The sequence below is a fragment of the Spirosoma sp. 209 genome, from assembly GCF_002006735.1.
Taxonomy (GTDB): domain Bacteria; phylum Bacteroidota; class Bacteroidia; order Cytophagales; family Spirosomataceae; genus Spirosoma; species Spirosoma sordidisoli.
In genome coordinates this window covers 78,575-94,693 of the sequence record NZ_MVEC01000006.1, presented here as the reverse complement: position 1 = coordinate 94,693, position 16,119 = coordinate 78,575, and the positions used below count along the sequence as shown (strand labels likewise).

Annotated in this window: 10 protein-coding genes; all 10 read left to right on the top strand. The window is 59.1% G+C overall.

Annotated elements, in window-relative coordinates; translation table 11 throughout:
- Positions 1 to 16 precede the first annotated feature (16 nt).
- The 10 genes from B1C80_RS11475 (at position 17) to B1C80_RS11430 (ending at position 16,116) form a co-directional block, all read left to right on the top strand.
- Positions 17 to 1,450, top strand: coding sequence for a RagB/SusD family nutrient uptake outer membrane protein (locus B1C80_RS11475; protein WP_077921238.1), 1,434 nt, complete (start codon positions 17 to 19; stop codon positions 1,448 to 1,450).
- Between the two features lie 129 nt (positions 1,451 to 1,579).
- Positions 1,580 to 2,731 (top strand): glycoside hydrolase family 105 protein, encoded by a 1,152-nt coding sequence (locus tag B1C80_RS11470; RefSeq protein WP_077921237.1) that lies wholly within the window; start codon positions 1,580 to 1,582, stop codon positions 2,729 to 2,731.
- A gap of 384 nt (positions 2,732 to 3,115) precedes the next feature.
- Positions 3,116 to 4,042 carry a DMT family transporter gene (locus B1C80_RS11465; protein ID WP_077921236.1) on the top strand — a complete coding sequence of 309 codons (927 nt, stop codon included), beginning with the start codon at positions 3,116 to 3,118 and terminating at the stop codon, positions 4,040 to 4,042.
- A 351-nt stretch (positions 4,043 to 4,393) separates the two neighbouring features.
- Positions 4,394 to 6,706 (top strand): GH92 family glycosyl hydrolase, encoded by a 2,313-nt coding sequence (locus B1C80_RS11460; RefSeq protein WP_139361643.1) that lies wholly within the window; start codon positions 4,394 to 4,396, stop codon positions 6,704 to 6,706.
- A 132-nt stretch (positions 6,707 to 6,838) separates the two neighbouring features.
- Positions 6,839 to 7,534, top strand: a complete 696-nt coding sequence (locus B1C80_RS11455) for an RNA polymerase sigma-70 factor (protein ID WP_077921234.1) — start codon at positions 6,839 to 6,841, stop codon at positions 7,532 to 7,534.
- Positions 7,535 to 7,582: 48 nt separating this feature from the next.
- Entirely contained in the window at positions 7,583 to 8,590 is a 1,008-nt protein-coding gene (locus B1C80_RS11450; protein WP_077921233.1) for a FecR family protein, read from the top strand.
- Between the two features lie 28 nt (positions 8,591 to 8,618).
- Complete coding sequence (locus tag B1C80_RS11445; protein ID WP_236648731.1) at positions 8,619 to 12,095, top strand: SusC/RagA family TonB-linked outer membrane protein; 3,477 nt, start codon at positions 8,619 to 8,621, stop codon at positions 12,093 to 12,095.
- Positions 12,096 to 12,111: 16 nt separating this feature from the next.
- Positions 12,112 to 13,557 carry a RagB/SusD family nutrient uptake outer membrane protein gene (locus B1C80_RS11440; RefSeq protein WP_077921232.1) on the top strand — a complete coding sequence of 482 codons (1,446 nt, stop codon included), beginning with the start codon at positions 12,112 to 12,114 and terminating at the stop codon, positions 13,555 to 13,557.
- Between the two features lie 14 nt (positions 13,558 to 13,571).
- Positions 13,572 to 14,837, top strand: a complete 1,266-nt coding sequence (locus tag B1C80_RS11435) for a polysaccharide pyruvyl transferase family protein (RefSeq protein ID WP_077921231.1) — start codon at positions 13,572 to 13,574, stop codon at positions 14,835 to 14,837.
- Positions 14,838 to 14,844: 7 nt separating this feature from the next.
- Positions 14,845 to 16,116: a polysaccharide pyruvyl transferase family protein gene (locus tag B1C80_RS11430; RefSeq protein WP_077921230.1), complete on the top strand. Its 1,272-nt coding sequence runs from the start codon at positions 14,845 to 14,847 to the stop codon at positions 16,114 to 16,116.
- Positions 16,117 to 16,119 lie beyond the last annotated feature (3 nt).

Below are 16,119 nucleotides of genomic sequence, written 5' to 3'. Positions count from 1 at the left end.
CTTAGACACGACTTCCATGAAAAAATCATATATCCTGGCCAGTCTGCTCAGTCTGAGCCTGGCGTCCTGCCGCGAGCAGTTTCTGGATCTGGCACCCATTGCGCAGGCCAACACGGCTTCGTTTTTCAAAACGCAGTCTGACATGATCATCACCCTGAACGGGGCCTACGGAGCGCTGCAGTTTGCGGGTCAGTACGGGCAGAACTACGTATTCTCCGAAATTCCCTCCGACGATACCACCCCGGTTCTGTCGGGCTCCGTAACGGATCAGGATGAGTTCGATAAGTTTTACCTGCGGACAACCAATCCGTTTCTGGTCACCCGCTGGAACGATGGCTACCGGGGCATCTACCGGACCAACGTGGTTATTGACCGGATTGCGGGCGTAACCATGGACGAGACCCTGAAGAAGCGGCTGGTGGGCGAAGCCAAATTTCTGCGGGCGCTGATGTACTTCAACCTGGTGCGCACCTTCGGCGATCTGCCACTCGTGCTGACCGAAATTACCGATCCCACGCAGGGCTACGAGTACGGGCGGTCGCCGGTGGCCGATGTATACGCGCAGATCACCAAAGACCTGACCGATGCGGAAGCGGCTCTGCCGGAGCGGTATACCGGCGCCGACATCGGGCGGGCCACCCGCGGAGCGGCCAAATCGCTGCTGGGAAAGGTCTATATGACCCAGCGCAAATACGCCGAAGCGGCCACCAAGCTGAAAGAAGTGGTGGATGCCAACACCTACGATCTGCTGCCCGTCTACGCCGATCTGTTCAGGCCCGCCAACAAAAACAGCCGCGAGTCGATCTTCGAGGTGCAGTATAAGAAAGGGTCGCTGGGCGAGGGGAGTAACTTCGGCAATACCTACGCACCCGAGAACTCGGGAAACGCCGTTATTCAGTTTGGCGGGGGCGGCAACAACCGCCCAACTCCCGATCTGGAGCAGGCGTTTGAGGCCAACGACCCCCGCAGAGCTGCTTCGTTCGCTACCAGCTACGTCAACAGCAGCGGCACCCGCATCGATTACTATTACATCCGGAAGTACCTCGACGCCCCCACGGTCAACGGCGACGCCGAAGATAATTTCTACGTGCTGCGCTATGCCGACGTGCTGCTGCTCTACGCCGAAGCCCTGAACGAAACCGGCCGTACCGCCGAAGCCCTGCCCTTGCTGAACCGCGTTCGGAAACGGGTTGGGCTGGCCGACAAAACGGCTCTGTCGCAGGCCGATATGCGGCTGGCGCTGGAGCAGGAACGCCGGGTTGAACTGGCCTTCGAAGGGCATCGGTGGTTCGACCTGGTGCGTACGGGTCGGGCGCTGCCGGTATTACAGGCTAAAGCTGCAGCCATCGGAATCAAAACGAACCTGACACAAAATAACCTGGTCTTTCCGGTTCCGCAGAGTCAGATTGATATCAACCCCAGCAAGATCAGTCAGAACCCCGGCTATTAGCCACGTAATCCGGAGCCCCTGTCAGCGTTGACAGGGGCTTTCGTTTGATAAAGCAGGCCATACCTGGCTGGTTTATGAGTAGGCCCGGCCCTGACGGCTTCTTTGCTTAGCGTACAGAATGCTGATACAATGATCAATCTACTAAGCCAGTGTCGTCGATTGCTGCCCGTTCTGGGCCTGTCATTCGTGTTGGGAACGGCCCTGGCTGAACCCCCGACCCGACCCGCTCACAAGCCCGGCCCCGCAGCCCGCGACGCCGTTTTCTCACCCGCCTACATCCGCGATGTACTCCAGAAAGCGACGAAATGGCAGCTCCAGCACCCTAAACATAGCCCGACCGACTGGACCAACGGCGCGTTTTATGCCGGTGTCTTTGCCGCCTACGAAACCACCAAATCACCCGAGATTCTCGATTCTTTGCTGGCCATGGGCGAGCGGATGAAGTGGCAGCCCGGTCGGCGGTACGATCATGCCGACGATATCGCCATATGCCAGACGTACATCAACCTGTACCGGCTGCGGAAAGACCGGCGCATGATCCAGCCCACGATCGATACCGTGCAGAAGCTGCGGACGGTGCCGGGTAACGAACTGGCCAAACACAACCTGACCTGGTGGTGGTGCGATGCGCTGTTTATGGCGCCACCCGTGCTGGCCCAGCTGAGCAAAACCCTGAACGATCCGTCGTACAACGCATTTTCTGACTCGCTTTTCAAGCAAACCTACGACCTGCTTTACAACCCGCAGGAGCACCTCTTTGCCCGCGACGCCGGTTACCTGATCGACGCCAGCGGCAACGGCAAAAAAGAAGCCAATGGCCAGAAGATCTTCTGGTCGCGGGGTAACGGCTGGGTCATGGGTGGATTGGTACGCGTTCTGCAGGAGTTGCCCGCCAAACACCCCAGCCGCCCGTTTTACCTGAACCTGTACCGGCAGATGAGCGAGCGGCTGCTGGCGCTTCAGCAGGCCGACGGACTCTGGCGCGCCAGCCTGCTCGACCCGGCCTCGTATCCGGGTGGTGAAGCCAGCGGGTCGGGTTTCGACTGCTACGCGCTGGCCTGGGGCATCAACCAGGGGGTTCTGCCCAGGAAGACGTACCAGCCCGCCGTCGAGAAAGCGTGGATAGCTCTGACAAAACTCGTGTCGCCGGATGGGCGGGTGGGGTGGGTGCAGCCCATCGGTGCCGATCCGCGCCGGAACTTCAGCGAAGATAGCTGGGAAGTATACGGCACCGGCGCGTTCCTGCTGGCCGGATCAGAAGTAATCAAACTCAGGCCGTAGCCGGTTCTGGTTAGTAAACGTCGAAGCGTAGTCGTGGGCCAGCAGGTCGTACGGCTACGCTTCGACGTTTTCGATAGAATAGGCAGGCAGTCCTGAACGGTTCTGTTCGTCCGTCCTCTATACGGCAAAAAAGCACCCGTTTGTCGACCAGAAGCTGGTGGCTCGTTACCGGTCCCGATACCTGAGTGTCAGTAGCTCGTCAGTTGGTTTATAGGTTGGTCACCCGGGTTGTCGATCATTCCGGATTATTCGGCCGCCTGAAGAAAGACGCTGCAATTAGCATCAATGCCTGTTGTCGCTCAGTAGCCAGATAGGGGAAATTGGTTGAATGCCGCTGCGTCTGGATTGAAACGAACCGCCCACCGCTTACGAACGACTAAAAAAATGAGAATACTATTCGCAGGGGTACTTTTCGCAGCGCTTTGGGGATCGGGTTCAGTAGCCACAAAATTAGGAATTACCGTCTCGCAGCCACTTTTGCTTATAAACACCCGCTTTATTCTTGCCGCGGTATTGATGCTGGGTATTTCACGGTTAATCAACAAAGACCGTTTGCCGAGGGGCAACGAATGGGTTTCTCTGCTGCTATGTGGTTTATTAAGTATGGCCATCTACCCCACTGTTTTCGTTTACGCTATGAAACACGTAACAGCAGGAATCGGAACGCTGGGGAGTGCTACCTGCCCGTTGTTGATCAGTGTATTGAACGCTATCTGGTTGCGGCAGAAAATTACCTGGAATATTTGGACGGGCCTTTTTTTCGGACTAAGCGGAGTGGCCATTGCTGTGTATCCATTACTGGTCAATGCGCATGCCACACCCTTGGGCGTGTTGTTACTGACGTCCGGGATGGTGTGTTACTCGGTAGGAACCGTTTATTACCAGCGTATACAATGGACCTTGCCCCGATTATGCATCAATGGCTGGCAGGTTTTATTTGGCAGTGTCATTCTCTTACCGTTTACCGCTTTTTTGTTTGATCGAGCCGAAAATCATTTTGGGCTGTTATTCTGGTCTTCGGCACTCTGGTTAGTTGTGCCTATCTCAATTGTTGCCGTTCAGCTTTGGTTATATCTACTGAAAGCAGAGCCGACAAAAGCCTCACTCTGGCTATTCTTATGTCCGATATTCGGATTCGTTTACGCTTACCTATTGACAAACGAACCCATAACGCCGTATACGGTTATGGGCACACTGTTGGTAATCGGTGGCCTGTACATAGGAAAGAAAGAAAAATCCGCAACGGAAGCTGTTCAGACCGGCCAACCCCCGCATGATATGGCGACAACGGTTGCCGACAGAAACAAATGACAGTGACGGGGTGAAAACCAACGGGCAACAGTACTTTTAGCGCTGTTGCCCGTTGGTTTTTGTAATAGGTATGATAAACAGCTGGTTAGGCTTTTTGTGGCCGAAGGCTCTCGCTGGCAGGAAATCAGAAACTGGCCGATAGATTCACGAACTAATAGCCGCCGTTGAAACCAGACGGGTGGCGTTGGTATAACGAGTATACCTGACCGCCTGCCCACTCTTCTTTGGCAACGCTTTTCCGCTCGGGCAGCTGTATCGGGCGCATCCAGTATCATAATTTTGACCTGTTGATGATTATGTTTTGCGGTCGATCATGCTTCTAGGCTTATAAAAAGCCTGAGTTCGATCAATATGCGTCTATTTTTTTTGCTGTTCCTGCTGGCCGGTCCATTGCTGGGGCAACCCAAACCCGGATTGGTCAAATCGCCCGTTGCGTACGTTAATCCCCTGATTGGCTCGGCCCCCAGCCAGACGCCTACCGCCAAAAAACACAGCGAAGCCGGCAGCGAGCTGAAAGGACAGATTATACCCGCCATTGGCCGGCCCCATGCCATGACGACCTGGACCCCGCAGACCCAGGCCACCGAGACCAAATGCCTGGCGCCCTACTATTACAACGACTCTAAAATCAACGGATTTCGGGGCACTCACTGGCTCAACGGCAGCTGCGTACAGGACTACGGCTCGCTGACAATCATGCCGCTGTCGGGCCCGCTGACCCTGCGCCCCGCCGAACGGGGCTCGCGCTTCGATCATGCGGCAGAAACCGTAACCCCGGCTTATTATGATGTTCGGCTGGTCGATTCGGGTATCCGGGCTCAACTGTCGGCGCATACGCGGGCCGGGCTCCTGCAGTTTACCTACGGGAAAGGCGGAGAAAGTGCGCTGCTGATCGAGCCCAACAGCGACGAGGGCGAAGGCTTTGTCGAGATCCATCCCGAGCGGAACGAAATCGTTGGCTACAACCCCGCCCACCGGATTTACCAGGGGTCGGGACAGTCGGCGGGCTTCAGCGGGCATTTTGTGGTGCAGTTCGACCGGCCGCTGGCGTCGTTCGGTACCTGGACCAACTACGAGCCGACCGCGGGGGCGAAGCAGGCCAAAGGCACCGGCAAACGCGAATCGGTGGGCGCGTACGTTCGCTGGAACCTGAAGCCCGGCGAGGTAGTGCGGGTGCGGGTCGGCACCTCGTTCGTGAGCGAAGCCGGGGCGCGGGCCAACCTCCGCCAGGAAATTCCCGACTGGAATCTGGCGCGCGTCCGGCAGCAGACCGAAGCCGCCTGGAATACCGAGCTGGGCCGGATGCAGGCCACCGGCCGCGACGCCGACAAGACGCTGTTTTACACGGCCCTGTACCACGCCAACCTGACGCCCCGCATCTTCTCCGACGTGGATGGGTCATACCCCGGTTTTGCCGACGATACAGCCATTCATAAAGCCGACGGATTTGACTACTACTGCGATTTCAGCCTGTGGGACACCTTCCGGGCCTGCCAGCCGCTGCAGACCCTGCTGAATCCACAACGATCGGGACATCTCATGCAATCGCTCGTGAAAAAAGCGGAGCAGGGGGGCTGGATGCCCATCTTCCCCTGCTGGAACAGCTATACCGCAGCCATGATCGGCGACCATGCCCAATCGGCCTTTGCAGATGCGTACGTGAAGGGGGTGCGCAACTTCGACGTCAACACGGCTTATCGATACCTGCGCCGGAATGCGTTCGAGGCCAACAGCGACCGGGCCAGCTACGAAGCCGGTAAAGGGCGACGGGCCATGACGTCGTACCTGACCTATAACTACATTCCGCTCGAAGACTCGGTCTGGCAGGCGTTTCATAAGCGGGAGCAGGTATCCCGGACCCTCGAATACGCCTACGATGATTTCTGCCTGGCCCAGCTGGCCAAAGCACTGAACAAAACCGCCGATGCGGCCACCCTGTCCAGCCGCGCCCGCAACTACCGCAACGTACTGGACCCCGCCACGGGCTACGTGCGGGGCCGCTACGCCGACGGACGCTGGATTGACCGGTTCGATCCGTTTGCGTTACGGGCGTCGTTCATTACCGAGGGCTCTCCAGCGCAGTACACGTTTTTCGTACCGCAAGACATACCGGGGCTGTCCAGGCTGGTCGGCGGACGCGATCGGCTGGTGGCCAAGCTGGATACCCTGTTCAACGGTGGGCACTACTGGCATGGCAATGAGCCCAACAACCAGATTGCGTATCTGTATGCCTGCGCCGGTGCGCCTTACAAGACCCAGGCGCGGGTTCGGCAGCTCATCGCCGACGAGTACAGTACGGGTCCCGGTGGGCTGAGCGGCAACGAAGACGGCGGCCAGATGTCGGCCTGGCTGGTGTTCAGCATGGCGGGCCTGTACCCGGTCTGTCCCGGAACGCCCTATTATGTGCTGGGCAGTCCGGCTCTCGATGCCGTAACGATCCGGTCCGGCGCCGGGAAGCCGTTTACCATCCGCGCCCGTAACAACAGCCCCGCCAACGTATACATCCAGTCGGCTACGCTCAATGGCAAACCGTTTGCGCGCACCTACCTTACCCACGCTGAACTGCTGGCGGGCGGGGAGTTGAGCCTGATCATGGGCCCTCAGCCGAACCTGAACTGGGGAAGCCGACCCGCCGACGCCATGCCATCGGCGCTGCCTGAGTAGGCGGGAAGCACGGTCCGAAAAAATAATTCAAAAAAAAGGAGCGCCGAGTAAGGTGATATGCCGGAATTGTTGTCTGGTCTTATAGAAAGGTTCGAGTATATTTTTTAGAAAATTTTGTCTGAACCGAAGATTATGCCAGAACGCCTGCCAGACGACCATGCCGATGACTCGCTCCGCCTGCGGGTGTTGCCACTTCGGGCAACGCCTGTAGGCAGGCCGGAAGCCGAAGAGCCGGAGAACCCTGACTCCGAGCTGTTTCTGCGTCGTATTATGGAGCAGGACCCCAGCCGGGGCTGCGAACTGCTGTTTCGTCGGTATCACAAGGCGCTGTGCAGCCATGCGGTGCGCTTCGTATACTCGAGGGAGGTGGCCGAAGATCTGGTCAGCGAGGTGTTCTGCCGGTTCTGGAAAACCAGAGCCTACGCTACCGTGACCTCCTCGTACCGGTTTTACTTGTTCCGGAGCGTTCGGAACGAAGCCTATAACCACCTGCGCCTGGAGTTTCAGCAGCTCGACGATCTCGACGAAGCCCGCCATACGGACGGTGGTATCGAACAGCGTCCCGATCAGATCATGCAGTATGACGAGGTGCTTCAGCAGGTCGAAGAGCTCGTTGAGCAGCTGCCGCCCCAGTGCCGGAAGGTCTTTCTGCTGAACCGCTTCGAAGGAAAACGGTATCAGGAAGTGGCCGATGAACTCGGCATATCTATCAAGACCGTAGAAGTTCACATCGTCAAGGCCCTGGCTCTGGTGCGAAAGGGGCTGAAAAACCACTGGCTGATGCTGATGCTGCCCGCCATTCTGGCCAGATTCTTCGACCAGCAGTAAGGTGATTCTGCCAAAAACGTGTCTTGTCTGTAAACGCCTGTCATCGCTATGAAATCAGAAATAAACAAAGAACTGATTTTCGACCACTTTGCCCGAAAAACGTCGCCCCTGCAACGGCAGCTGATCGAGCAGTGGTTGCGGACGCGGGCCAACGAAGAGCAGTACTACGTCTGGCTGGAGGAGTGGGAAAACAATGGTCCGCAGTACGTAGCCCAGACGGAAGCCGCCCTGCAGCAATACAGCCGCTTTCTGGCCAGTAATCCGCATACCGACGAGCCCGCTCCGGCACCGGTCGATACCAGTAGGCCCGCGCGGGAACGGCGTTACGGCTGGACCTGGCTCATGGCTGCGTCGGTGGTGCTGTTGCTGGGCCTGGGGGGCTGGCTGTTTCGGGATCTGCTCCGGTATCAGACCTACCGCACCGACTACGGCGAGATTTCGACGGTCCGGCTGGCCGACGGGAGCCGAGTAACGCTCAACGCCAATACGACGCTGCAGGTGCCGCGCTGGGGGTTTGGTAACCAGTCGCGGGAGGTCTGGCTGCGGGGCGAGGCCAGTTTTGCGGTGAAGCACCTGCCCGACCACCGGCGGTTCGTGGTCAGAACAGACCAGCGGCTCGACGTGGTGGTACTCGGCACCGAGTTTAGCGTCTACACCCGCGAGCGGGGGGCTAAAGTCGTGCTTCGGAAAGGAAAAGTGCAGGTCAACTACGCCGACCGGAACCAGCCGAAACAACTGCTCATGAAGCCCGGCGACCAGGTGACCCTCGACCGCCGAAACCGCCTGACCCACCGGGCCCTCGATCAGCCGCAGCTGTATCCCGGCTGGGAGGACAAACGATTTGTATTCGACGAAACAACGCTGCAGGAGGTGGCTTACATGCTCCGCGAAAGCTACGGCCTGGAGGTAGAAATCCGGGATAAGGCGCTGGCCAGCCGCGTGCTGATGGGGTCGTTCCGGGCCGATAACGTCGATCAGCTTCTGCAAACGATTTCTGAACTACTCGATATCAATGTGGTGCGACAGGGTAATCACGTGCGCCTGTCGACCCGCTAAGCAGTCATTCCGCTAACCCTTTCTTCCTATGAATTACCGACTACCCAAAGCCTCCTGCTGGGGGTTGCTGCTAACCGCTTTGCTTTTTGGGCCGCAACCGGGCTGGTCGCAGGCGCTGGCCATTGCCCGGCAAACGCAGCCGGGGCAGGGCCAGATGCCCAGAGCCAACGCGTCGCGCCAGCTGAAAGAAGTCCTGACCGAGTTGAAAAGTAAGTACCAGGTCGACATTCTGTTTGAGCTGAAAACGGTGGATAACCTGCTGGTTTCGCCCAGTCAGTTTGCGGCCGAATCGTCACTGGAAAAAGCGCTGACGGCCATCCTGAGTCCCCACGGGCTGCGCTACAAAAAAATTAACCGAACGTCTTATGTCGTGCTGGCTAAACCGGCCGCCCGGCCCGACCTGGGCAGCAACAGCCGATTTTCTGAACCCGGTACGACTGCTCCCGCTGGTGCCGAATCGGCCGTTGCCCAGCGTACCGCCGGCGTATCGGCCAGCCCGACCAGTGCCGATGTGGCCGACGAAACCGTGAGCGGTACCGTCTCCGACGAAACCGGGGCTGGTTTGCCGGGCGTCAGCGTCGTGGTGAAAGGCTCCGTACGGGGCACATCGACCGACCAGAACGGCAACTACCGCATCAGCGTTCCGGGCCCCGAGGCTGTGCTGGTGTTCAGCTATGTAGGGTACCTGCCGCAGGAAATACCGGTCGGGAGCCGGACCACGCTGGCCGTAACGCTGAAGGTAGACGACAAAACCCTGAGCGAGGTAGTGGTGGTTGGCTACGGAACCGTCAAGAAGTCGGACCTGACGGGGGCGGTGGCCCGGGTGGGGGAGACCGACATCAAGGCGACACCCATCGTGGCGTTCGACCGGGCGCTGCAGGGGCGGGCCGCCGGGGTACAGGTCGTGCAGAACTCAGCCCGGCCCGGCGGGGCGGCCACGATCCGGATTCGCGGGTCGGGTTCTGTCAACGCCAGCAACGACCCGCTCTACGTAATCGACGGGTTTCCGACAACGGGCCTCAACTCCATCAACCCGAACGATATCGAATCGATCGAAGTCCTGAAAGATGCCAGTGCTACGGCCATTTACGGCTCGCGGGGCTCGAATGGGGTGGTGCTGGTAACGACCAAACGCGGCCGGGCGGGCAAGTCGGTGGTGAGTTACGAGATGTATTACGGGTCGCAGTCGGCCCGGCGAACCATACCGCTGCTCAACGCCCGGCAGTTTGCCGAATTTGTCAACGAAGCGCAGACCAACAACGGCGGGCGCCCTTATTTCGACGGCAGCACCGCCGACCGGCCCTTACCGGCCAGCCTGGGCGAAGGCACCAACTGGCAGAACGAAATACTCCGCAACGCGCCCATCCAGAACCACCAGCTCGGCGTATCGGGCGGCTCCGAAAAGTCGCGCTACGCGGTCTCGTTCGGGTATTTCGATCAGCAGGGGATCATCATCAACTCGAACTTCAAACGCTACAGCCTGCGCGCCAACCTCGACAATGACGTATCGTCGCGGCTGCGGGTGGGGCTTACCGTGCAGGGAGCCTATACGACCGGCCGGAGTGCCCGGACCGAAGTAGACGGCAACGCGGGCGGTGGGGTAACGAGTGCGTCGCTGAGTAACTCGCCTACGTTCCCGGTCTATAACCCCGACGGCACTTACTTCCGGAACCTGGGTACCCTGAATGGATACGGCGTCGATAACCCGGTTGCCATTGCCAACGAAATCCGGAACCTCAGCTCGCTGATTCGCCTGCTGGCCAACTCCTACGTCGACTACAAAATCACGGAAGGGCTGACCGTCAGAACCAGCTTTGGGGCCGATCTGCAATCGACGAAGGGCAACAGCTACAGCTCGCGGCTGGTGCTGGACGGGTCCAGCTCGGGCGGTTCGGCCTCGGTCAACGCGAGGCAGAGTATTGGCTGGCTCAACGAGAATACGCTGAACTACACCCGGCAACTGACCACCCGCCATACGGTAAGCGCGCTGCTGGGGTACACCATTCAGGGGCTGGCTACCGAAGATGTGATGGCCAGAGCCAATACGTTTCCGAACGACTTTGCGCTGTATAACAACCTGGCTGCGGGTTCGTCGCTGTTGGCGCCCAGCAGCGGAGCCAACGACTGGCGGCTGATTTCGTACCTGGCCCGCGTCAACTATGGCTTCGACGACCGCTTTCTGCTGACCTTTACCGCCCGTCGGGACGGGTCGTCGCGCTTTGGTACCAACAACAAGTTTGGGTTCTTCCCGTCGGGGGCTTTTGCCTGGAAACTGGCCAACGAGAAATGGCTGAAGAACCAGAACATATTGTCTGATACCAAACTACGAGTCAGTTACGGGCTGTCGGGCAACCAGGAAATCGGAAACTATCAGTACCTGGCCAACATCGGCAACTACTCACACGTACTGGGAGGGGTACTCAACTCCGGCGCCACCACCGCCGGTATTGCCAACCCCGACCTGCGCTGGGAACGCAGCGCCCAGTTCGACGCGGGCCTTGACGTAGGCATCCTGAACAACCGGATTCAGCTTACGGCCGATTATTACATCAAAAAAACCGCTGACCTGCTGTTTTTCGTGGGCGTACCTACCTCCTCGGGTTTCAACGCGACCCTGAAAAACATCGGTAGTGTTGAAAACAAAGGGTTCGAGCTGGCGCTGAATACCGTCAATATCAACAGCAACTCGGCACGGGGTGGCTTCCGCTGGACATCGGATTTCAACGTAACCCTGAACCGGAACAAAATTCTGACGCTGGATGGGCGACAGGAGTTCACCACGGGAACCGATGCCGTCATTTTCGCCACCACCATCAACCCGATTCTGCTGCGCGTAGGGAGTCCGCTGGGTAACTTCTACGGGCGCGTAACCGACGGTATTTTTCAAAACCAGGCCGAAGTCGACGCATCGGCTCAGAAAACGGCCCGGCCCGGCGATCTGCGCTACAAAGACCTCAACGGCGACGGAACCATCAACGACCTCGACCGGGACGTGATCGGCAATGCCAACCCAAAACTGTTCGGAGGGCTTAACAACACCTTCTCCTACCGGGGCTTCGACCTGAACATTTTTATTCAGGGCGTATCGGGTAACAGCATACTGAACTACGGCACCTTCGACCTCATCAACCTGACGGGCGGTAACAACCAGTCGGCGCGGGTGCTGGACCGCTGGACGCCCACCAATCCCAGCAACACCATTCCCCGCGCCAATGCCGCCGGTGGGTCGCGGATTCTGTCCAGTTTCCAGGTCGAAGACGGCTCGTACCTGCGGGTCAAGAATATCTCGCTGGGATATAACCTGCCTAAAACCCTGCTCGACCGGCTGTCGGTGAGCACCGCCAGGGTGTACGTGACGGCTCAGAACCTGTTCACCTTTACGAACTACACCGGCTACGACCCCGAAGTGAACCGGTTTGGCAGCTCATCGCTCAGCCAGGGGCTGGACTACGGGGCTTATCCGACGGCTAAAACCGTACTGGCTGGTCTGAACCTCTCTTTCTAAACGCATCGCCTGACCCATGAAAATCAAATACCTGCTTCCGTTGCTGGCCCTGGTGACGCTGGGGTGCGAAAATCAACTCGATCTGGTGCCGGTCACGAACCTGACCGACGCTACCTACTTCAAAACCGCCGACGATGCGCGGGCGGCCCTGGGCGCGTGTTACGCTTCCCTGAACGCCCCCATCGAACACAGCGTGGACGTTACGACCACCGACGACGGGGTGCCGTTTCTGACCGGGGCGGCCGATCGACCACTGCTGTGGCGCTACAACATCGTATCGACCAATACCCTGATCGGCGGGTTCGGTGGCGCTTATTCTGGGATCAACCGCGCCAACATCGTCATGGCCCGGGTGCCGGGTATTCCGATGGACGAAGCGCTCAAAAAACGGTACGTAGCCGAAGCCAAATGCCTGCGCGCCATTCACTATTTCAACCTCGTCAGGCTCTACGGCGATGTGCCGCTGGTCATTAAGGAAACAACTTCGCTGGAGGGACTGGCGGTACCGCGGGATCCCGTAGCCAAAATCTACGAACAGATCGAAACCGACCTGAAAGAAGCCGAAGCGGATTTGCCCAAATCGTACCCAGCCAGCGAATCGGGCCGGATGACGCAGGGCGCGGCAAAAGGCATGCTGGCCAAGGTCTACCTGACCCGGGCCGGCACCACCAAAAACTCGCCTTACTGGGCGCAGGCCGCTGCCAAAGCGAAAGAAGTAATCGACCTGGGTGTCTATGACCTGTACGCTACGTTTGCCGAAGCCTTCGCCCTGACGGCCCGGGGTGGCAAAGAGAATATCATCGAGGTACAGTACTTGACCGACGTGCGGGGCCACGGACTGGGCCGGGGTTTTGGCGTACGGTCGGGGCCCATCTACCCCGGTGGCGGATCGGGTATTGCGCGGCCAACGGCGAGCCTGTTCAACGCCTACACCAGCGCCGACCAGCGCAAGGCGGTTACCTTCCTGACGTCCTATGTCTTCAACGGGGTTACGACCAACCTGTCCATAACCGATCCGGACCCGACCAAAGCGGTCGCTTTCCAGAAACTGTGGGACAGAACGGCCAAAACCAACGGGGGCGAAGGGACGAGCATTCCCATTCTGCGCTATGCCGATGTGCTGCTGATGTACGCCGAAGCGCTCAACGAAGCCAACAACGGCCCAACGGCCGACGCCTTTGCCGCGCTGAACCGGGTACGAACCCGGGCGGGCCTGAGCCCGCTGAGTGGCCTCAGCTACCAGGCGTTTCAGGAGGCCGTTTGGCTGGAACGGCGGCTGGAGCTGACGTTTGAAGGGAGCCGCCGGTTCGATCTGATCCGGACGGGCCGTCTGCTCGCAGCCGTCAAGGCTGAGAACAGCTTCAATAGAAATGCCGCCATTCAGCCCTTTCATGTGCTGCTGCCCATTCCGCAGTCGGACCGGGACGCTAACCCCAATCTGGCCCAGAACCCGGGCTATTAACCGTACCCTCGTTTATGACTAACCGAAGAGAGTTTCTGAAGCAGACCCCATCGCTGATGGGGTTGCTGATGAGCATACCCGCCCTGGCGCAGCCAGCCGCCAGGAAATCGATCGTGCTCCGGTCGTCCTGGCAAACGGTCAACATCGGCGACATTGGCCATACGCCCGGTGTACTGGCTCTGCTGGAGAAATACCTGCCCGATGTCGAGGTGCGGCTGTGGCCCTCCAGCGTCGACAATGGTGTCGAAGAACTGCTGCGCCGTCGGTTCCCGAAGGTGGCTATCCTCAAAACCCCGGACGATCAGGCGCGGGCGCTGAAGGAGTGCGCGTTTATGCTCCACGGTTCGGGCCCCTCGCTGGTGGCGCGTAAGGATGTGGAGCGCTGGCACAACGAAACCGGTAAGCCGTATGGCATCTACGGCATCACCTTCCCCGGCGTTTACAGCCCCGACCCCAGGGCCACTGTAACGGCCAATCCGCTGGATGTAGAGCTGCTGAGCAACGCCAGTTTTGCGCTCTTCCGCGATTCGGTGTCGCTGTCGTTTGCCAAATCCAATGGCGTAACCAGCCCCGTGATGGAGTTTTGCCCCGATGGTGCCTTCGCCGTCGATTTGCAGAACGATCAGGCCGCGCTGGCTTTCATGCAGCAGCATGGACTGGAAGACGGTAAGTTCATGTGCGTGATACCGCGTAACCGCTTCACGCCCTATTGGGAGATACCCAGCAAAAAAACCGCTTTCGATGCCACCCGCGACGCGCGTAACCAGGCCATGAAGGAACACGACAACGCTCCGCTTCGGGAGGCCATGGTGGCTATTGTCCGGCAAACACCCATGAACATACTGATCTGCCCCGAAGACGAAACGCAGGTGAAGCTGGGCAAGGAAATCCTGTTCGATAAGCTGCCCGACGATGTAAAGCCGCGGGTGGTCTGGCGCGATCGGTACTGGCTGACCGACGAAGCCGTCAGCACCTACCGGCGGTCGGCGGGTTTGTTCGGCCTGGAGATGCACTCGCCCATCATGTGTATTGGCAACGGGATTCCGGCCGTGGTGGGTCGCTTTGAAGAGCAGACGAGCAAAGGCTTCATGTGGCGTGATATCGGGCTGGGTGACTGGCTCTTCGATATGGACAACGAGCAGGATATCGGCCGCTACGTGCCTACGGTGCTGGCCATGGCCAAAGACCCCAAAGCGGCCCGGGCCAAGGCCGCCCAGGGACGTCGGTTCGTTGAGCAGCGGCAGCGCGAAACCATGGGACTTCTGAAAAAAACAGCCTAGTTGATAGATGGAAACCCGTCGTACGTTTCTGCGGCAAACGCCCGCCCTGGCCGGCTTGCTGATGAGCCTGCCCGCGCTGGCCCGGCTGGCTGATAAAAAAACGATACTGCTCCGGTCGTCGTGGCAGACCGAAAATATTGGCGACATTGGCCACACGCCGGGTGTGCTGGCGCTCCTCGAAAAATACCTGCCCGACGCACCGGTGCGGCTGTGGCCCATGCATGTCGACAACGGCGTGGAGGAGATGCTGCGGAAGCGGTTTCCCCGGGTGACGATCGTACAGACACCGGCCGATGTGGCCCGGGCGTTTGCCGATTGCAACTTTCTGTTACACGGCTCCGGCCCCTCGCTGGTGGCACGTCCTGACCTGGACCGCTGGCGTCGGGAGACCGGCAAGCCCTATGGCATCTACGGCATCACGTTCCCCGGCATCTACGGCCTGCCTGCCGACCGGCAAACGGTCAACCCGCTGGATGTGGAGCTGCTGAACCAGGCCCGGTTCGCGTATTTCCGTGATTCGGTCTCGTTGGCCTTTGCCCGGAAAGCCGGGGTCGTCAACCCGGTGATGGAGTTCTGCCCCGATGGCGCTTTTGCGGTCGATGTGAAAAACGACGAAGCGGCCGTGTCGTTTCTTCGGCAGCATGGGCTCGAAGACGGCCGGTTTCTGTGTGCCATTCCGCAGCTCCGGTTCTCGCCCTGGTGGGAGCTGCCGCAGAAAAAACAGACCGTCAATCCGGCCAAACACGCGCGTAACGAGCAGATGAAGGAACATGACAACGCGCCCATCCGGGAGGCCATCATCGCGGTTGTGCGGCAAACGCCCATGAAGGTGCTGCTGGTGCCGGAAAACGAAACCCAGGTCAGGATCGGCAAAGAGATGCTGTACGACCCGCTGCCCGATGATGTGAAAGCCCGGGTGGTCTGGCGCGATCGGTACTGGCTGACCGACGAGGCCGTCAGCACCTACCGGCGGTCGGCGGGTTTGTTCGGCCTGGAGATGCATTCGCCGATTATGTGCATTGCCAACGGTATACCGGCTATAGTCTGTCGCTTTGAAGAGCAGACGAGCAAAGGCTTCATGTGGCGCGATATTGGTCTGGACCAGTGGCTGTTCGATATGGATACGCCGGCCGACGTGGCCCGTATTGTACCGACGGTGCTGAAGATGGCCCAGAACCCTGAAGCCGCCCGAAAAACCGTTGCTCAGGCTCAGAAATTTGTACAGAAACGCCAGCAGGAAACCATGGGCGTAGTCCGGAAGGCCCTGGCCGCCAGTTAATTT